Genomic DNA, 19,196 nt, shown 5'->3' with positions numbered 1-19,196 from the left:
CAATTATGGTAGGCTTTCCCGATGAGAATCGTGGAAAGCCTGCTGGCGGCAGCGCTCTGTTGTGCGGCCGTCGCCCTTCAAGCCGTCGCGGCGCCGCCGGTTTCGCAATTGCGCAGCGTGCACGGCGCGACGCAGCTGTTCGTCGACGGCAAGCCGTTCCTGGTACGCGGCGGCGAACTCGATAATTCGAGCGCGTCGAGCCCCGCCTTCATGGCGCCGGTCTGGCCCAGGCTGAAGGCGATGAACCTCAACGCCGTGCTCGTCCCCGCCTATTGGGAACGGATCGAGCCGACAGAAGGGCGGTTCGATTTTTCCAGCGTCGATACCGTTCTTGCCAACGCGCGCAAGCACGACATGCGTGTCGTGCTTCTGTGGTTCGGAAGCTGGAAGAACTCGATGTCGAGCTACGCTCCGGCGTGGGTCAAGCGCGATCAGTCCCGCTTCCCGCGCGCTCAGACGTCGGACGGCAAAGGGCTCGAAATTCTGTCGGCGCACGCGGGCGAAAACCTCAAGGCGGATATCCGCGCCTATGTCGCGTTGATGAAGCATATCCGCGACACCGACACCCTCCGCACCGTCATCATGGTGCAGCCCGAGAACGAAGTCGGCATGATCCCGGAAGCGCGCGATCATTCCGCGGCCGCCGACGCCGCGTTCAAGGCGCCGGTCCCGGCCGCGCTCACCGATTATCTCGCCGCGCACAAAGACACGCTGGTGCCGGCGTTGCGCGAGGCCTGGGCCGCTGGCGGCTTCAAGACCGGCGCAAGCTGGGAGGCGACCTTCGGCGCCGGTCCCGCCACCGACGAGATTTTCAATGCCTGGTTCGAGGGGCTCTACACCGGCAAAGTCGCGGCGGCGGGCAAGGCGGTCTATCCCTTGCCGGCGTTCGTCAATGCGGCCCTGATCCGTCCCGGCCGGCAGCCCGGCCAGTACCCCAGCGGCGGGCCGCTGCCGCAGGTTTTCGATGTCTGGCGTGCCGCCGCGCCGGCGATCGACATGCTGGTGCCGGATCTCTATTTCCCGAATTTCGTCGAATGGGCGCTGAAGTACGAGACGCCCGGCCGCGGCTATTTCATTCCCGAGACCGGCCGGGTCGGCGCGGCGGAGATGGCCGCCAACGCGTTCTGGGCCTATGCCCGGCTGAACGCGATCGGGGTCTCGCCCTATGCCCCCGAGTACCTGTCGCCCGAGGAGCAGAAGGTTCTGGGGGATGCCAACGACGTCGTCGCCCAGCTAGCCCCGCAGATTCTCGCCGCCCAGGGCAGCGGCAAGCTGGTCGGCATCCGCCCGCCCACCGCCTTCGACGGCAAGACCGACCTGTCGCCGCAGAAGCTCGTGCTGGGCCGCTACACGCTCGATGTGCACTTCAAGGCGCCGCCGCCGATCTCCATCGGCCAGAAGGAGGAGACCGAGTTGCCGGGCTCCCATGGCGGCTTCGTGCTGCAGACCGGCCCGGATGAATTCCTGGTCGCGGGTACGGGCATGTACGTCTATTTCGGCACCACGGACGGCGCCCAGGCGGGTATCGAGTCCGTGTGGGAGGGGCGCTACACCAAGGGCGTCTGGGTGCCGGGGCGCTGTCTGAATGGCGACGAGACCAACCAGGGGCGGCATCTGTTCGTGCCCACCGCGAAGTTTACGGTCCACCGCGTCCGCCTCTACACCTACCGCTGATCGCAGGGAGGCGGGGGATTACTCGTCCCGCCGCGTGAACGTGCCTTCTATGACCCCGTCGTCCCGCCGTGGGCGGGGGCCTTTGGCCGACCGGCGCCAGTGCCCGATCAGTGCGCCGAGCGCCCCCATGGCCGCCGGAAGCCGGCGGTGGGCGAAAACCACCACGACAACGGCCGCGACCACCAGAATATGCCAAAAGCTGAGCGTGCCCATGATCCTCACCGGTGGAGGCCGGTCACCCGATTCTGGCGATTTCCGGCGCCCGTGCGCGAGCCGTCTGCAGAGGAGGTCCCTATACCTTTGCGCCGGTACGTGACACACCCTTAATGCGCATCGTGCGACCGTTCTGCCGCATAGTCCTGCCGGGTGATTTCCTTGTTATGACAATGTGCTAATGGTATTTCTGCGACACATTATCAATTCTGTCCCGACTGGTCGCGACAAAACGACCGAGTTACACATCTATACATATCTGCGAGCGAGCCGTCCCTATAGGCACTATGAATGCCGGGCCGCGTTCGCCGGAAAATTTGCGGCTTGCTCAATGACTTTCCATGGAGGGCTTCGTGGGTCTGGGGTTCAATACGGGTGCGGCTTCGCGCGAGCGTTCGTGGCTTAACGGTTTGCGCGGATCGGCCTCCCACGCTGCGCTGGCGCTGGCGGCGGCGACGCTGTTGTCGGCCTCGGCGTGGGCCGACGTCGATACCGGCCAGACGGTGAAGATCTCGACCATTTCCGGCAACACGACGCTGGCGGGCGGTACGCTCCAGCTCGACGGGACCGCGGCGACGTATTCGCGCGATTTCACGTTCAAGGATTCGACCAGCAGCACGATCGACGCCTACGGCAATACCTCGACGTTGAGCGGCAAGCTCACCGGCAAAGGCAACATCACCTTCACCAACTCCACCGGCACCGGCGGCACGATCACGCTGACGAATTCCGGCAACGATTTCACCGGCACCACCACGATCGGTTCGGGCGTCACGCTGGCGCTGCTGGATTCCGACACGAGTTCGGATACCAACGGCACGTCCGGCACGATCGCGACGTCGCAGCGGCTCACCATCAACACCGGCGGCACCTTCGACGTTCACGGCGCGGTGAACTCGATCACGCTCGTCTCCCTCGCGGGCGGCGGCAATATCGTGCTGGGGTCGAACAGCCTGTCGCTCAACGACTACAATTCCAACGACACGACGACTCCGTACGCCACCAACACGACCTATGGCGGCGTCATTTCGGGGACGGGCGGTCTGGCCCTCACCAGCGGCGAGATCACGCTCACCGGCGTCAACACCTTGACCGGTGCGGTGACGGTTTCGAGCGACACGATGCATTTGAAGGGTGACGGTTCGATCGCCCAAGCCAGCGCCGTCGTGATTTACGGCACGCTGGACGCTACCGGCGTCACCACGGCCGGCGGCGTCAGCCTGAAGTCGCTGTCGGGCAGCGGCACCGTCGCGCTTGGTGCCAACAATCTGACTCTTACCGCCGCATCGGGTGCGTTCACCGGCATCATCACGACCACCCAAAAACTCATTCTCACCAGCGGCACCCAGTACCTCGGCGGCGGCAGCAATGTTTTCGGCCAGGGTATCACCGTTACCGGCGGCACGCTGCAGTTGGGCGGCTACTCGTCGGACATTACGCTCGGCTACAACGTCGACAACGCGGGCACGCTGGAATACTACAGCAACTATGCCGTGACGATGAACGGCGTGGTGTCCGGCGCTGGCGTCGTGAACAAGAACGGTTCGGGTATCGCCACCATCACGACGGCGCAGACCTATACCGGCGCGACCACGATCACCGCCGGCACGCTCAAGCTGACGGGCGCGGGCGGCATTGCCCAGTCGAGCGGCGTCGAAGTGGATTCGATCTTCGACCTCACCGAGTCCACCGATGCGGCCATCCAGTCGCTGTCGGGATCCGGTACGGTCCGTCTCGGCGAGAAGTCTCTGGCGATCACCGCGGGTGCCGGCGAATTCTCCGGCACGATCACCGGCTCCGGTACGCTGACGATTTCGGGCGGCGCCCAGACGCTCTCTGGCACCAACACCTATACCGGCGCCACGACGGTCACCGGGGGCAAACTGGTGCTGATCGCCGGTTCCAGCCTCAAATCGGCGGTGGCGCTGAACGGCGGCAATCTCGATCTGTCGGCTGGCGTGACGTCGACCGGCAATGCCACGATCAAGTCGCTGGCCGGGTCCGGCACGGTTTCGCTCGGCGCCAACACGCTGGTGCTGTCGGCCGCGAGCGACACGTATGCGGGCGTAATGACGGGTACCGGCGGATTGTGGATCACCAGCGGAAGCGAAACGCTGTCCGGGGCTTCGACCTACACCGGCACCACCACGGTTACGAGCGGCACGCTGGTTCTGACCGGAAGCCTGGCCGCGACCAGCAAGCTCAATATCAACGGCACGTTCGACGCCACCAATGCTTCGGGTACGACGCTCACCTTCACCTCGTTGGCGGGGACCGGATCGGTCGCGGTGGGCGCCCATGGGTTGGTGCTGAACACTGCGTCGGGTACTTCGACGGTGTTTGCCGGCGTGATCTCGGACAAAATCGCGGGCAACGTCTCGGGCGGCGCCAGCTTGACGGTGAGCGGGTCGGGCATCCAGGTTCTCTCCGGCGACAATACCTACACCGGCGGCACGACGATCAGTTCGGGCGCCACGCTGCAGATCGGCAACGGCAATACGAAGGGTTCGGTCATCGGCAACGTCGTCGATAACGGAACGCTGCGCTTCTACCGCCTCGACAGCAGCACGTTCGCCAACACCATTTCCGGCAGCGGCAGTGTCGTGCAGGCGGGCATCGGCACCACGATCCTGACCGGGACCAATACCTACTCCGGAACGACTACCATTTCGGCCGGTACGCTGCAGATCGGCGACGGCACCACCACCGGCTCGATCGCCGGCACGACGGGCATTGTCGACAACGGCACGCTGGCTTTCTCGCCGGCCGCCGGCACCACGACGACGATCAACACCGCGATTTCCGGATCGGGCAACGTATCGATCCTGACGGGCACCGTGATCCTGACGTCGGCCAACACCTATGAAGGCGTCACCAGGATCGCGAAGAATGCCACGCTGGTGCTCACCGACACGGCAAACCTGACCCACTCCGACAGCGTCGCCATCAACGGCACGCTCGATCTGACGGGGCTCACGGCGGGAACGACCCTTACGTCGTTGTCCGGCGAGAACACGGGCGCGGTGAACCTCGGAACCCAGAACCTGATCTTGTCGTCCGCCAGCACCACGTTTGCCGGCGTCATTACCGGCTCCGGCGGCATTACGCTCCAGAGCGGTACGCAGATCCTGACGGGCGCCAGCACGGGCTACACAGGTCCGACCGTCCTGAACGGCGGCACGCTGACGGTCTCCGGCGCGGGCTCCATCGAGAATTCGGCGGTGGCGGTCAATTCGGGCGCTACCCTGACCGGTACCGGAAAGGTCGGCGCGATCACGGTTGCTTCGGGTGGCGCGGTGCAGGCCGGGGCCGCAGGCGCCGGAACGCTGACGTCGACCGGCAATATCACGTTCGCAAGCGGCAGCTCCTATGTCGTCGACATGACGAGCGCCGGGGCCTCCAAGCTGGTCACCAGCGGCACGGCTACTCTCGCCGTCGATGGCAGCAACAAGGGCTTGAGCGCGATCAAGATCAACAGCGCCGATGGCACCTATGCGCTCGGCACGCCGTTGACGGTTTTGACGGCGAGCGGCGGCATCACGGGCACCTTCTCCACTTCGACCATCGATTTGTTCACGGCCGCCAACGGCACGAAGTTCACATCGAAGCTCGGCACTGTCAGCACGGGCAGCACGATCACGGGCATCACTCTCCAAGTCGATCTCGCCAATCTGTCGAATGCGCTCGGCACGACCGCCACGCGCAATCAGTTGGCGGTGGCCGGCGGCGTCGACAAGGCGATCGCGGCGAATTCAACGGTGCCGCCTGCGTTCGCGGCGCTCGGCAATCTCTCCTCCGGAACTCTGGCGTCCGCCACCGAGCAGCTTTCGGGCGAGATCGGCGCCGATACGACCCTGGCGGCCAAGTCGGCGTTCACGCCGTTCCTCGACATCATGTCCCAACGCACGGCGATGGTGCGGCCGCTTGGCAAAGGCCAGACGCTGCCGCTCGAGACCTGGGTTAGCGGCTATGCCAGCACCGACGTGGTTGCCAGTAATGCCGACACCGGCGCGCACAAGTTCCGCTCCAACGTCTATGGCGTTGCCGCGGGCGCGCAGTGGATGCCGTGGGCCAATACGCTGATCGGCGCTGCGCTTTCCGCCGGGACCTCCGATTTCCGTGTCGAGGGCGGCTTGGGCAAGGGGAGCGCCACCAGCTTCCAGGCGGGCATTTACGGCTACATGCAGACGAGCCGCCATTTCTACACCAGCTTCGAAGCGGCGGCCGGCGGCAGCCAGATCAAGACCACGCGCGTGGTCGGCCTCTCCGGCAGCACCGACACCCTGACCGGCAAGCTCACCGCCTATACCTTCGGCGGGCGGTTCGAGACCGGCGCGCAGATGAAGTATTTCACGCCGTACATCGCCGTGCAGGATCATGTCAGCATGCTGCCGGGCTACAACGAAAGTGCGGCCAGCGGGGCCAACACCTTCGCGCTCGATTACGCGTCGCGTACCTACAATTCGGGCCGCGCGGAAATCGGCATCCGGCACTTCATCGACGTCGACGTGACGCCGCGCTGGATCCTGACGCCGGACTTCACCGTCCATATCAATGATCGCGTCGCGTATGCCTACGATCTCAGCGACGGGGCGCGGACCGGGGCAACGTTCGTGAATCTGCCGTCGTCGGCGTTCGACGTCTACGGCGCCAAGGCGAAGCGCCACGGCTTGCTGGCGACCGTCGGGGCCGACGTGCTGTTCAACAATGGCGTCCGCATCACCACCCACCTCGATACCGCGTTCACGGAGAAGAGCCAGAACTTCACCGGCTTCGCCGGCATCGGCTACACGTGGTAAGGGTGCAGATCTAAAAGAAAGCGGCCGCCAAACCGGCGGCCGCTCCCGACTGCGGGGCAGGCAGGGACGTCAATCGTCCTTGTTCTGCCGGATGGCATCCTTGGCGCCGCCGACGGCATTCTGGATTTTGCCTTTCATCTTGTCGGCCTTGCCTTCGGCTTGAAGCTTGGCGTCGCCGGTCAGCTTGCCGGCGGTGTCCTTCATTTGGCCCTTGGCCTGGTTGGCGGCGCCTTTGATCCGATCGTGATCCATGGTCCGTTCCTTTGTTTTTGCCTCGTGATAACCGCCGAGGCTGGGGGGAGTTCCGGGTTCCCGGTCGGGGTCGGGGAGACATCGCGCAGGGCTGCTCAAATTCGTGCCACAAAACGGCCGGAATTGGTCATTCGATTGCCGTCCGCAGTTTACCGCGACAATTTAATTCCAAAGTGCGTCACTTCTGCGCCATTTCCCAATTGCACAGGGACCCTTAAGTATGCAGAAGCAGAGTGCGTTTCCAGCGCTTGTGGACTGGGTTTCCGTCGGAAGCGCGATCAACCACGAGTCTGGGATTTTCCGGCTCAACTCCGAATGGACAGGGCTCATGTCGCTGCCGCCGCAACAAGGCCTCTACGACCCGCAAAACGAGCATGACGCTTGCGGCGTGGGTTTCATCGCCAACATCAAAGGCGCGAAGTCGCACGACATCGTCAAACAGGGTTTGCAGATCCTGCTTGCGCTCGACCATCGCGGAGCGGTGGGCGCGGACCCGCTGGTCGGTGATGGCGCCGGCATCATGTTGCAGATTCCCGATGCGCTGTTGCGCGACTGGGCGGCCAACGCGGGCGTGACGCTTCCGGCGCCGGGCCACTATGCCGTGGCGATGTGCTTCCTGCCGAAAGACGAAGCGGCGCGCGAGACCATCGTCGGCGTGTTCGAGACCTTCCTGAAGAAGGAAGGGCAGGTGCTGCTCGGCTGGCGCGACGTGCCGGTCGATCCTTCGATGCTGGGCGAGACCGTTCTGGACTCGATGCCTGTCATCAAGCAGGCGGTGATCGGCTGGGGGCCCAATATCCGCGACGAAGCCGCGTTCATGCGCAAGCTTCTGGCCGTGCGCAAGCAGACCCAGAATCCGCTGGAACAGCTTGCCAAGAAGTACAAGAACCCGGCAATCACGCACTACTATATGCCGAGCTTCTCGACCCGTACCGTCGTGTACAAGGGTCTGCTGCTCGCCGGCGATGTCGAGAAGTTCTATCTCGACCTGCAGAACCCGCTGACCACGTCCGCTCTGGCGATGGTGCATCAGCGTTTCTCGACCAACACCTTCCCGTCGTGGAAGCTGGCGCATCCGTTCCGCTTCATCGCCCACAACGGCGAGATCAACACGCTGCGCGGCAACGTCAACTGGATGAACGCGCGCCGCCGCACCATGGAGAGCGATCTTCTCGGCGCCGACCTCGACAAGATGTGGCCGCTGATCCCGCACGGCCAGTCCGATACCGCCAGCCTCGACAACGCGCTCGAACTGCTGCTCGCCGCCGGCTATCCGCTGGCGCAGGCCGTCATGATGCTGATCCCGGAAGCCTGGGCCGGCAACAAGCTGATGGATCAGGAACGCCGCGCCTTCTACGAATACCACGCTGCGCTGCTCGAACCGTGGGACGGCCCCGCCGCCATCGCCTTCACCGACGGCGTCCAGATCGGCGCCACGCTCGACCGTAACGGCTTGCGTCCGGCGCGCTATATCGAGACCAGCGACGATCTCGTCATTTTGGCGTCGGAAGCCGGCGTGCTGCCGATCCCGGAAGAGAAGATCAAGCGCAAGTGGCGTTTGCAGCCCGGCAAGATGCTGCTGATCGACCTCGAACAAGGCCGCATCATCAAGGACAGCGAGATCAAGCATCAGCTTGCTTCGCAGAAGCCCTACGACGAATGGCTGAAGGCGGCGCAGTATCATCTCGAAGAGTTGCCCGACGTGCCGGATTCGGGCGTGCGCAATTTCACGCCGTCCGAGCTTTTGGACCGCCAGCAGGCGTTCGGTTATTCGCAGGAAGACCTCAAATTCTTCCTCGAACCGATGGCCGCGAACGGCGAAGACCCGATCGGCTCGATGGGCTGCGATACGCCGCTTGCCGTGCTGTCGAAGAAGCCGCGTCTGCTCTACGATTATTTCAAGCAGAACTTCGCGCAGGTCACCAACCCGCCGATCGATCCGATCCGCGAACAACTCGTCATGAGCCTGGTGTCGATGATCGGTCCGCGCCCGAACCTGCTCGGCCACGCCGCCGGTTCGCACAAGCGCTTGGAAGTGCATCAGCCGGTGCTGTCGAACGGCGATCTCGAAAAGATCCGCGCCATCGAGGAACTGGCCGACGCCGCGTTCCGCACCACCACCATCGACTGCACCTGGGCCGCGTCGGAAGGCGCCAAGGGCCTTGAGACCGCCCTCATGCGCATCTGCATGGAAGCGACCGATGCGGTGCTGGCCGACTACAACATTCTGATCCTGTCGGATCGCGCGGTTGCCGCCGATCGCATTCCGATCCCGGCGGCGCTCGCCACCGCGGCGGTGCATCATCATCTGATCCGTCAGGGCCTGCGCATGCAGACCGGCCTCGTGGTCGAAACCGGCGAAGCGCGCGAAGTGCATCACTTCTGCGTTCTGGCGGGTTACGGCGCCGAGGCGATCAATCCCTATATGGCGTTCGAGACTCTCGAACAGATCCGCGTCGATGCCGGGCTCAAGCTCGATGCCGATGAAGTGCGCAAGCATTACGTCAAGGCGATCGGCAAGGGCATCCTGAAGGTGATGTCCAAGATGGGCATCTCGACCTATCAGTCCTATTGCGGCGCCCAGATTTTCGACGCCATCGGCCTTAATTCGGCATTCGTCGAGAAGTATTTCACCGGCACCGCCAGCCGCGTCGAAGGTGTCGGCCTGCTCGATATCGCCGAGGAATGCGTCGAGCGCCACAGCGGCGCCTATGGCGACAATCCGATCTACCGCGAACAGCTCGACGTCGGCGGCAAGTACGCCTTCCGCCTGCGCGGCGAGGATCACGCCTGGACGCCGCAAACGATTTCCAAGCTGCAGCACGCCGTGCGCGGCAACAATTGGGACGATTATCAGTCGTTCGCCGCCGCCATCAACGAACAGTCGGAACGGCTGCTGGCGCTGCGCGGCCTGATGAAGTTCAAGCCGGGCGAGCATCCGCTGCCGATCGCCGACGTCGAACCGGCGTCCGAGATCGTCAAGCGCTTCGCCACCGGCGCGATGAGCTTCGGTTCGATCAGCCGCGAAGCCCATACCACGCTCGCCAAGGCGATGAACCGCATCGGCGCGCGTTCCAACACCGGCGAGGGCGGTGAAGAGGCCGAGCGCTTCAAGCCGCTTCCGGACGGCGACAGCACGCGCTCGCGCATCAAGCAGGTCGCGTCGGGCCGTTTCGGCGTCACCACCGAATACCTCGTCAACGCCGACGACATCCAGATCAAGATGGCCCAGGGCGCCAAGCCGGGCGAGGGCGGCCAGTTGCCGGGCAAGAAGGTCGACAAGGCCATCGCCAAGGTGCGCCATTCGACTCCGGGCGTCGGCCTGATTTCGCCGCCGCCGCATCACGACATCTATTCGATCGAAGACCTCGCCCAGCTCATTCGCGACCTGAAGTCGGTGAACCAGCAGGCGCGCATCTCCGTGAAGCTGGTGTCGGAAGTGGGCGTCGGTACCGTCGCGGCCGGCGTTGCCAAGTGTCGCGCCGATCACGTCACCATTTCCGGTTACGACGGCGGCACCGGCGCTTCGCCGCTGACGTCGACCACGCACGCCGGTTCGCCCTGGGAAATCGGCCTTGCCGAAACCCAGCAGACCCTCGTGCTCAATGGTCTTCGCGGCCGCATCGCGGTGCAGGTCGACGGTGGTCTGCGGACCGGCCGTGACGTCGCCATCGCCGCGCTGCTTGGTGCCGACGAATTCGGGTTCGCCACTGCGCCGCTGATCGCTGCGGGTTGCTTGATGATGCGCAAGTGCCATCTCAACACCTGTCCGGTCGGCATCGCGACCCAGAACCCGGTCCTGCGCGCCCGCTTCGCCGGCACGCCGGAGCACATCATCAACTACTTCTTCTTCGTCGCCGAGGAATTGCGCTCCATCATGGCGCAGCTCGGCTTCAAGACCGTCGAAGAGATGATCGGCCGTGCCGACCGCCTCGATATGTCCGACGCCGTGCGCCACTGGAAGACGCAGGGCATCGACCTTTCGAAGATCCTCTATCAGCCCAAGCCGAAGCCGGGCGTCGCGGTCTTCAATTGCGAACAGCAGAACCACAAGCTGGAAACCGCGCTCGACCACGAACTGATCGTCGCCTGCAAGGATGCGATCGCCAAGAAGAAGCCGGTCAAGCTCGTCCGCACCATCCGCAACGTCGATCGTACCGTCGGCGCCATGCTGTCGGGCGAGATCGCCAAGGTCTACGGCCACGAGGGCTTGCCGGACGAAACCATCCAGATCGCCTACACCGGCACCGCCGGCCTGTCGTTCGGTGCGTTCCTGTCGCGCGGCGTCACCCTCGAACTCGTCGGCGATGCCAACGACTATGTCGGCAAGGGCCTGTCGGGCGGCCGCATCGTCGTGCGCCAGCCCAAGGGGACCGGCCGCGATCCGACCGAGAACATCATCGTCGGCAACACCGTGCTCTACGGCGCCATCGCGGGCGAGGCCTATATCGAAGGCGTCGCGGGCGAGCGCTTCGCGGTGCGCAATTCCGGCGCGGTGGCGGTGGTGGAAGGTACCGGCGATCACGGCTGCGAATACATGACCGGCGGCGTCGTCGCCGTGCTCGGCAAGACGGGGCGCAATTTCGCCGCCGGCATGTCGGGCGGCATCGCCTACGTCTACGATGCGGACGGCACGTTCGAGAAACTCGCCAACCGCGATATGGTCGATATCGAGAAGATCGGTCCGGTCGCGGCGGGTTCGGCCGACGAGGCCATGCCGCGCCAGAAATCGGTCAGCGTCGCCGATGCCGGGATGGGCGATCCGCTTCGCTTCGATGCCGAGCGGCTGCGCATCCTGGTGCAGCGCCACCTTCTCTATACCCAGTCGGAGCGCGCCAAATGGCTGCTCGATCACTGGGATGATGCCGTCAAGCGTTTCGTCAAGATCATGCCGCGCGAATACCGCCGGGCTCTCACCGAGCTTCAGGCGCAAAGCCAGGCGGCGGAGTGAACCATGGGCAAGGTCACCGGATTCCTCGAAGTCGACCGCAAGGACCGCTCCTACGAAAAGCCGGAGGAGCGGCTCAAGCACTGGCATGAGTTCGTCAAGCCGTTCAAGCCGGCGGAGACGTCGACGCAGGCCTCGCGCTGCATGGATTGCGGCATTCCGTTCTGCCACAACGGCTGTCCGGTCAATAACCTGATCCCGGACTGGAACAATCTCGTTTATCACGACGATTGGCGCAACGCGTTGACGGTCCTGCATTCGACCAACAACTTCCCCGAATTCACCGGCCGCGTTTGTCCGGCGCCGTGCGAAGCGGCGTGCACGCTCAACATCCAGGATACGCCGGTCACCATCAAGACCATCGAATGCGAGACGGTCGAGCGCGGCTGGGAAGAAGGCTGGATCGTGCCGGTGGTTCCGGTCGAGAAAACCGGCAAGCGTGTCGCCGTGGTCGGTTCCGGCCCGGCGGGTCTGGCGGCGGCGCAGCAGCTCGCGCGTGCCGGCCATGCCGTGACGGTGTTCGAGAAGAACGACCGCATCGGCGGATTGCTGCGCTACGGCATTCCCGACTTCAAGCTCGGCAAGCAGCGCATCGACCGCCGCCTGAAGCAGATGCAGGCCGAAGGCGTCGAGTTCCGCACCAATGTCGAAGTCGGCATCACCTTGCCGGTCTCGGCGCTCTTGGAGAATTTCCACGCCGTGGTGATGGCGGGCGGTGCCGAAGCGCCGCGCGATCTGCCGATCGAGGGGCGGGAACTGGCGGGCGTGCATTTCGCCATGGAATTCCTGATGCAGCAGAACAAGCGCAACGCGGGCGACGACGAATCCCGCGCCGCGCCGCAAGGCACCATCGGCGCCAAGGGCAAGCACGTCATCGTCATCGGCGGCGGCGACACCGGTTCGGACTGCGTCGGCACCTCCAACCGCCAGGGCGCCGCTTCGGTGACCCAGATCGAAATCCTGCCGCAACCGCCGGTGAAGGAAAACAAGGGCACGACGTGGCCCGATTGGCCGATCAAGCTGCGCGTGTCGTCGTCGCAGGAAGAAGGCTGCACCACCGAGTGGGCGTCGATGGCCCGCCGTCTGGTCGGCGAGAACGGCAAGGTCAAAGGCATCGAGTGCGTGCGCGTCGAATGGCAGACCGACGGCCAGGGCCGCCGCTCGCCGAAGACGGTGCCGGGCAGCGAGTTCACGCTTCCCGCCGATCTTGTGCTTCTGGCGATGGGCTTCACCGGCCCGCGTCAGGCCGGCATGCTGGAGCAGGCGGGCGTCGAACTCGATGCCCGCGGCAACGTCAAGGCCACCGAAAAAGATTACAAGACCTCGCTCCCCCGCATCTTTGCGTGCGGCGACATGCGCCGCGGCCAGTCGCTGGTGGTGTGGGCGATCCGCGAAGGCCGGCAGGCCGCGCGGGCCGTGGACGAGTTCTTGATGGGATCGTCGACGCTGCCACGATAGCAGCCGACGGTGTTCGCAGCGACTTATGGCCGGGGTTCGCCCCGGCCATTTTGTTTACGGCTGCGTCGCCGGCTTCAGCGTCACCGTTTTCAGATCGATCAGGGTGATCGAGGCCGAGCGCGCGTTGGCGACGATCAGGGTGCCGCCGTCCGCCGTGATGCTCAGTTCGCGCGGGAAGGCACCGACGTCGACACTGCCGAGCAATGCCGCCGCGCCGGTTTCCGCCTTGGCCGCATCGACGAAGGTCACCGACTTGTGCGCGCCGTCGTCGGCGAAGCGGTCGGAATTGCTCACCACGACGGTCTTGCCGTCGGGCGTCACCGCCACGCCGACCGGCGACTTGCCGACCGGCACCGATGCGATCAGGGCGGTTTTGGACTGCGTCACCAGCTTGGCGGTGTCGAATATCAGAAGCGCATTGCTGCCGCGCGCCGTCACATAAGCGCGGTCGGCTTTGGGCGACAGCGCGACCCGCACCGGATTGCAGCCGGCATAGGCGAACGCCACCACTGCGTGGGTGGGATCGCTTTTGGCCCGCTGCGTATCGATCACCAGCAGTGCGCCTTCGTGGTGTTCGCCGCCGCGGCCTTGTTCGTCGGAACAGGTTCGGGGCAGGTCCGGCTGGGTGACGATCTGGACGGTTGCGAACAATGCTTTGCCATCGGGCGACACCGCCAAGCCGACCGGCGCCAGCCATACCGGAATGGTGCTTGCGGCGGCATCGCGGGAAAATCCACCGCTGCGCGCTTTGGCGAGGTCGATAACGCCGATCCCGCGCGAGTGCTCGTCGCTGACGAACAGCTGCGTCTCGTCGGGCGTCACTGCCGTGTAGATGGTGTCTTTGCCGCCGTCGGCGATGGCGCCTTGCACCGTTGCGGCGCGCGTGTCGACGAAGGTCGCGCCTTTTCCGTCCGCCGCGATCAGCAGCGCACCGTCGCGTGTCAGGGTGAGGCCCCACAGCGGCGCCGGAGTTGAAACCGTGCCGGTGAGAACGGGCTTGTCGCCCGTCCGGCTGACGATGGCGATTGCGCCTCGGCCGTCCTCGGTCCGCAGCGAGACGTAAATGGTGCAGCCGTCGGCCGATGGGACGCTGGCGAACGGCGCGCCCGGAACGGCGACGTCCTGCACGGCCGGACCTTGGTTGCTGCACGCCGCCGATGCGGCCGATGCCAGCGCCACGGCGGCCACAAATCCGAACACCACACCGCGCATCGCATCCCCCGGTGAAAACTCGGCGCGAGCCTACGGCGCCGGCGGGGGGCGTGTGAAGCGGATTATCGTCCGGCGGGCTTGACGGCGAGGGCGTACAGATTTCCATCCGTCGCGCCGACATAGACGATCCCGTCCGCCACCGCGGGCGAGGCGAGGATCGCGCCATAGCTCAGCAGCTTCAGATAGCCGCCGATGCTGTCGTCGTAAAATCCGCTGTCGAAGATCTTCTCCCAATCCGCCGAGCCGTCGGGCTTGGCGACCGCGGCGGCGGCTTTCGAGGCTTCCGTCACGAAGGCCCAGGCCTGCGTATGGGTCTTGAGGTCGACCGCGTGCAGCACGCCTTTCATCGAACCGGCATAGAGCATGCCGCCGGACAGCGCCGGCGAGGAGAACAGCGGCCAGCCTTTCAAATCCACCGTCGCGTTCAGCTTGCCGGTCTTGGCGTCGAAATCGAACAGCAGCCCGGTGTCGGAGGTGCCGACATAGACATGACCGCCGCGCACCGCCGGCGAGGCGATCACCCACGAGCCTTTGGTCGAGAAGTCCCACGCCTTGGCGCCGGTCTTGGCGTTCAAGGCATAGAGATGCGCATCGCGCGCGCCGAAGAACACCATGTCGCCGGCCACCGCCGCCGAGGACTGGATGCCGGTCTGGTTATGGATCTTCTCGTCGTCGCCGGTCTTGAAGCGCCATTTCTCCGCGCCGGTGGCTGCATCGAGCGCATAGAAGAACGTGTCCCAGCTTCCGATATAGACGGTCCCGTTCGCGACCGCGGGCGAGGCGTGCACCACGTTGCCGGTCTTGAACGCCCACACTTTGGCCCCGCTTGCCGCATCGAGCGCGTAGATATTGCCGTCGCCGCTGCCGAAAATCACTTTTCCGTTCGAGACGGTCGGCGAGGAGAGATAGCAATCCCACGGGTCCGGCATCGTCTCCGCCGCGGGTTCGGCGCCGTGCAGGTGTTTGGCGGCAAAGCGGCGTTCGCCTGCGGTGGCGAATTTCCATTTCAGCGCGCCGCTCGCTGTGTCCACGGCGTAGAAATTGCCGTCATAGGAGCCGAAATAAACCATCCCGCCTGCGACCGCCGGCGACGACACCACGCGGCCTTTGGTTTCGAATTTCCATTTCAGCGCGCCGCTGTCGCGGTTCACGGCATAAAGGAAATTGTCCGTATTCCCGGCGAACACGGTATCTCCAACCACGGCGGGCGAGGAGACGAACGCGCCTTTGGCGTGGAAGCTCCATTTCACGCCGCCGAAGACGGTCGTGCCTTGTCCGGCATAGGCACCGGTATGCTGGGCATCGCCGCGGAACATCGGCGCATCGGCAGCGCCCGCCGCCAGAGAAAATCCAACGCACGTCGCAAGCGCAAGAACCAGCCGCATGACCCATCCCCGTGAAATTAGGCCGTCAATAAAGGCCCGCATTGACGAAGGGTCAAATAACGGTGTGGTGAGGCGCGCACTGCCGGGCCGGTTGCGCCGGAAACCCCTTCCGGCCACACTGCGAGGCATGACGGATGCGAACGAATTCATCGAAGGCGGATGTCGCTGCGGGCGCGTGCGCTACCGGGTCCGTGTCGAGGGCCTGCCGAACGCCTATGCCTGCCATTGCCGCGACTGCCAGACCTGGTCGGGGAGCGCCTTCAGCCTGCAGGTGCTGGTTCCCGAAACGGCGCTCGAGGTTTCCGGCGAGCCCGCGCTGTTCGAACTCACCGCGCCGAGCGGGCGCCTGTCGCGCCAGCGCGCTTGTCCGGTGTGTTTTACCCGCATCTACAACACCAACAGCGCCCGCCCCGGCATCGCCGTTCTGCGCGCGGGCACGCTGGACCGCAGTGACGAACTGAAAATCGTTGCCCATATCTGGACGTCGCGAAAGCTCGATGGCGTCGCGATCCCGGACGGCATCGCCCGCTGGGAGCAATCCGCCCCGCCCGAGGACCTGGCCGCGCTTCTTGCGCCGCGGCGCATCACCGGCTGAAGTGCTAGGGGCTGATTTACGCCAGAAGCGGTCGGTCCATATCCCTTTGGTGAGTGAGCAAAAATGGGCAAACTGTAGTACAGTCTGGCTGTTACTGAGCGGGGGGCTGAAATGAAATGGCTATGTGCGGTTATGTTCTGCGCTCTATTAGCCACCAATGTTGCATCGGCAACGCCGACCCAACCTGTGCCGCCTGAACTTCAGAAGGCAGCAGACTGCATGTACAATATTCTGAAGAAGGAGCCGGGTTTCGAAAATGCCAAACTCGGCGTTTACGAAAGCGATGGGTTTTCCCTGCCGTACCTCCAGTATCTTTCGCCGCCGGACAGTCGCGGACGCCGGATAACTGTTAGCTTCAGAGCGGAAGTAGACTGCGCAGTAGTCAAGCGCAATTATAACTGTTGCCTCGAGAAAAGCCGTTTTTGTTTTGTGGCGATCTTGAATGGCATTTTCGCTCCTCCCGATCCCGGTCCGCCTGGCGGTGATGTCGAGGTTATTGCCAAAAAATGGAACGCCCAATGCAACGTGATTGCGTTCGGCGTTTTTGTTTAACATTACGATCTGCGGTCAGGAATGCTGGAGGTCAGAGCTAAAACTGATACCGGGCTAGAGACGTCCGCCTTCAATCCCGCCCTCATCGCGACCAGTTTTTACACTGGCCCTATACTTCCTGAGAGCCCGAAATGCGCCAAAAGGCGACACGCAACGACCGATGAGCCGATGCGCCTATGAAAATCCACTCTGACCCCATTTCCACTGACGTTTCCGGACCAGATAATTCCCCGCGACCTTGAAGCCAGCAGACCCCGCCCAATATAGGAGCGTCGCAGACCCGACCAAGACAAGTGGAACAAGAACCACACCTACGCCCGGATTGCCTGGAGGATGTTCAAGTCGAAGGGACGAAATTACGAGAAGCGCGCCAATTGGGAAGCTAAGCAGTATCGAAATCATTTTGAGCAGTGGTGCATAGCGCTTCTTGCGGAATGCAAATAGTGACACGCTGTACGCTACCGCGGGGATGAAGGTGCCGAGGAAATACTGAAACGGCTCAGGTGGTGATGAACTGTGCCAAAAAGCCATAGCAAGCTTAAGCGCCACAAGCAGCACAAAACACCACGCACCCCAGAGACCGAAAACAACAAGAAACACCGCTGCCACGGCCATCCATTTTTTGATCATGCAGATATCCCCCGCACGACCCAGTATAGCGTTGGTTCCGAGCGGTATGGAACGCCCGGAATTGGCGCATTCCGGACTCTGCCCCCCGAAGTCGGGTGTGAGGTGATGGTCTGAGGGCGCCTCTCCGCCACCTGCATCTGTCTCGCCGTCCGAACAGCGGCCAAAGTTAGGGGGCAGAGTAAAAGCGGATATCAGGTTGAAGACGTCCGCCTTGAGCCCCGCCCTCATCGAGACCAGTTTTTGCTCTGACTCCCGACTTCACAGCAACGGGTGATAACAGTTCGCATCATATGCTGCGCCGCAATAGGCTGATTTGCGCCAGAACCAGTCGTTCGAGAGGTGAGCGCGCCTTCAGGTTACCTTGTGCAGCACTGCGATGGGGTTCTTCCGGTCAACTATGCAACCGGGCGATTGCTCGTCTGAGCAATTTGCGTTGTACAGGTACAGCATGTTGCCGCGCCAAACGAAGCCGAAAATTGCTGGTTCGTTTGGCTTTGAGGCGTCCCGATCCCAAATCTCATCGCACTGCTCGAAAACCATGTCGGTGTAAATTTCATAACGGAACGTGCGGTCCGGCCAGTGTGCCTTGCCGTCCGAGCCGAAAACATAACGCCGCCCGCGCGTATCCTTGTAGGTTCCGATGAGCAGTTTTTCCGTAATGTATTTCGACTCGCTGCCCACATATTGATAGGTCAGCAATACCTTGCCGTCTTGGAAACGGAAATGAGTGGTGTCGGTTGGGATGAACGTCCGGCCGGACCCGATCATGGCCGTCGGGTTCTTTGGATCAAACACGACGCCATCACCTTCGTGCCAGTTCCAATTCAGCGAAAGTACAAGGCCGCGTTTGTCTCGCGACACGCCGATGGATTGCGGTGAGCCGGTTCCCCACGCCTTCTTATGCGATTTGGTCTTATCCAGGGCCGCGATGTATGCCGTGCTGAGATAATCTCCGTCGCGCGGCAACACAAAGGTGTCGATGGAAAGCCACTCCGCGGCCGCGGTGGCAGTTTCGACGATCTCGTCGACACAGACAACCAACTCGTCTTCGTGACAGCCGCTTTTCACCGCCCCGAGGACACGGTTTCCTATTGTTGAGAACGTCGCTTCATATTCCACACTGAGGCGATTACGGTCCGGCTTCGCCACCACATTGTGCGGAAAGGTGATGAGCAGCGTTCCAGGAAGCTTTCCACGGCTTAGCGAAAATCTGCCACTCGCGGCGAGTGCGCGTTCTACGGCTTCGCTCAGCTTGATGGTGAGACCATCATCCCCGCCCCGCCAGACTTCGACCGGCACAGATTTCGAGTTCGAGCCCGCGATTGCTGGCAAAGCGAACAAGGCCGCAGTCACGCTCAAAATGGTCACAGATGTCGCCCGCATGGCGCCCCCCAGATGATCCCCAAGATAGCATTTTTTCTCTCACCCAGTATCTGCGGGCGAATGACTGAAATTGGCGGATTGTGTTGAAAAACTCG

The 19,196-nt window shown here is 63.5% G+C and carries 12 protein-coding genes; 6 read left to right on the top strand and 6 right to left on the bottom strand.

The window, feature by feature from the left end:
- Positions 1–21 precede the first annotated feature (21 nt).
- Positions 22–1,674 carry a GH35 family beta-galactosidase gene (locus FHS84_RS06075; protein WP_166931938.1) on the top strand — a complete coding sequence of 551 codons (1,653 nt, stop codon included), beginning with the start codon at positions 22–24 and terminating at the stop codon, positions 1,672–1,674.
- An 18-nt stretch (positions 1,675–1,692) separates the two neighbouring features.
- On the opposite strand, the gene FHS84_RS06070 is transcribed toward FHS84_RS06075, so the two are convergent.
- Complete coding sequence (locus tag FHS84_RS06070; protein ID WP_166931937.1) at positions 1,693–1,887, bottom strand: twin-arginine translocase TatA/TatE family subunit; 195 nt, start codon at positions 1,885–1,887, stop codon at positions 1,693–1,695.
- Positions 1,888–2,240: 353 nt separating this feature from the next.
- Between FHS84_RS06070 and FHS84_RS06065 the strand changes: the two genes are divergently transcribed.
- On the top strand, positions 2,241–6,686 hold the full coding sequence (locus FHS84_RS06065) for an autotransporter-associated beta strand repeat-containing protein (protein WP_166931934.1): 4,446 nt from the start codon (positions 2,241–2,243) through the stop codon (positions 6,684–6,686).
- 69 nt (positions 6,687–6,755) lie between these two features.
- Here FHS84_RS06065 and FHS84_RS06060 read toward each other — a convergent pair whose 3' ends face one another.
- The gene (locus FHS84_RS06060; protein WP_166931931.1) at positions 6,756–6,938 is read right to left on the bottom strand and encodes a CsbD family protein; all 183 of its coding nucleotides are present in this window, start codon (positions 6,936–6,938) and stop codon (positions 6,756–6,758) included.
- Positions 6,939–7,266: 328 nt separating this feature from the next.
- On the opposite strand from FHS84_RS06060, the gene gltB reads away from it, so the two are divergent.
- Together gltB and FHS84_RS06050 are read left to right on the top strand one after the other, a co-directional pair.
- Positions 7,267–11,889 (top strand): glutamate synthase large subunit, encoded by a 4,623-nt coding sequence (gltB, locus tag FHS84_RS06055; protein ID WP_166931928.1) that lies wholly within the window; start codon positions 7,267–7,269, stop codon positions 11,887–11,889.
- 3 nt (positions 11,890–11,892) lie between these two features.
- Positions 11,893–13,344, top strand: coding sequence for a glutamate synthase subunit beta (locus tag FHS84_RS06050; protein WP_166931925.1), 1,452 nt, complete (start codon positions 11,893–11,895; stop codon positions 13,342–13,344).
- A gap of 54 nt (positions 13,345–13,398) precedes the next feature.
- Here FHS84_RS06050 and FHS84_RS06045 read toward each other — a convergent pair whose 3' ends face one another.
- Together FHS84_RS06045 and FHS84_RS06040 are read right to left on the bottom strand one after the other, a co-directional pair.
- Complete coding sequence (locus tag FHS84_RS06045) at positions 13,399–14,556, bottom strand: YncE family protein (protein ID WP_166931922.1); 1,158 nt, start codon at positions 14,554–14,556, stop codon at positions 13,399–13,401.
- 62 nt (positions 14,557–14,618) lie between these two features.
- Positions 14,619–15,941, bottom strand: a complete 1,323-nt coding sequence (locus tag FHS84_RS06040; protein WP_166931920.1) for an outer membrane protein assembly factor BamB family protein — start codon at positions 15,939–15,941, stop codon at positions 14,619–14,621.
- Here FHS84_RS06040 and FHS84_RS06035 point away from each other — a divergent pair.
- The gene (locus tag FHS84_RS06035; RefSeq protein ID WP_208393729.1) at positions 15,940–16,536 is read left to right on the top strand and encodes a GFA family protein; all 597 of its coding nucleotides are present in this window, start codon (positions 15,940–15,942) and stop codon (positions 16,534–16,536) included. The two genes, FHS84_RS06040 and FHS84_RS06035, sit on opposite strands and share 2 nt — an antisense overlap.
- Positions 16,537–16,647: 111 nt before the next feature.
- Positions 16,648–17,088: a hypothetical protein gene (locus FHS84_RS06030; RefSeq protein ID WP_166931917.1), complete on the top strand. Its 441-nt coding sequence runs from the start codon at positions 16,648–16,650 to the stop codon at positions 17,086–17,088.
- 174 nt (positions 17,089–17,262) lie between these two features.
- Here the strand turns inward: FHS84_RS06030 and FHS84_RS06025 are convergent, their stop codons facing one another.
- Together FHS84_RS06025 and FHS84_RS06020 are read right to left on the bottom strand one after the other, a co-directional pair.
- Positions 17,263–17,718 (bottom strand): hypothetical protein, encoded by a 456-nt coding sequence (locus FHS84_RS06025; RefSeq protein WP_166931914.1) that lies wholly within the window; start codon positions 17,716–17,718, stop codon positions 17,263–17,265.
- 351 nt (positions 17,719–18,069) lie between these two features.
- Entirely contained in the window at positions 18,070–19,101 is a 1,032-nt protein-coding gene (locus FHS84_RS06020) for a hypothetical protein (RefSeq protein WP_166931911.1), read from the bottom strand.
- Positions 19,102–19,196 lie beyond the last annotated feature (95 nt).

The organism is Rhizomicrobium electricum, assembly GCF_011762045.1.
Lineage (GTDB): Bacteria > Pseudomonadota > Alphaproteobacteria > Micropepsales > Micropepsaceae > Rhizomicrobium > Rhizomicrobium electricum.
Note: the sequence above shows the minus strand (reverse complement) of the source record. Positions and strands in the feature narration are given on the sequence as shown.

Bases quoted from the DNA above. Each gene is read 5' to 3' on its own strand.
- FHS84_RS06075 (WP_166931938.1), top strand. From the start codon at position 22: ATGAGAATCGTGGAAAGCCTGCTGGCGGCAGCGCTCTGTTGTGCGGCC.
- FHS84_RS06070 (WP_166931937.1), bottom strand. From the start codon at position 1,887: ATGGGCACGCTCAGCTTTTGGCATATTCTGGTGGTCGCGGCCGTTGTC.
- FHS84_RS06060 (WP_166931931.1), bottom strand. From the start codon at position 6,938: ATGGATCACGATCGGATCAAAGGCGCCGCCAACCAGGCCAAGGGCCAA.
- gltB (WP_166931928.1), top strand. From the start codon at position 7,267: ATGTCGCTGCCGCCGCAACAAGGCCTCTACGACCCGCAAAACGAGCAT.
- FHS84_RS06050 (WP_166931925.1), top strand. From the start codon at position 11,893: ATGGGCAAGGTCACCGGATTCCTCGAAGTCGACCGCAAGGACCGCTCC.
- FHS84_RS06045 (WP_166931922.1), bottom strand. From the start codon at position 14,556: ATGCGCGGTGTGGTGTTCGGATTTGTGGCCGCCGTGGCGCTGGCATCG.
- FHS84_RS06035 (WP_208393729.1), top strand. From the start codon at position 15,940: ATGACCCATCCCCGTGAAATTAGGCCGTCAATAAAGGCCCGCATTGAC.
- FHS84_RS06040 (WP_166931920.1), bottom strand. From the start codon at position 15,941: ATGCGGCTGGTTCTTGCGCTTGCGACGTGCGTTGGATTTTCTCTGGCG.
- FHS84_RS06030 (WP_166931917.1), top strand. From the start codon at position 16,648: ATGAAATGGCTATGTGCGGTTATGTTCTGCGCTCTATTAGCCACCAAT.
- FHS84_RS06025 (WP_166931914.1), bottom strand. From the start codon at position 17,718: ATGATCAAAAAATGGATGGCCGTGGCAGCGGTGTTTCTTGTTGTTTTC.
- FHS84_RS06020 (WP_166931911.1), bottom strand. From the start codon at position 19,101: ATGCGGGCGACATCTGTGACCATTTTGAGCGTGACTGCGGCCTTGTTC.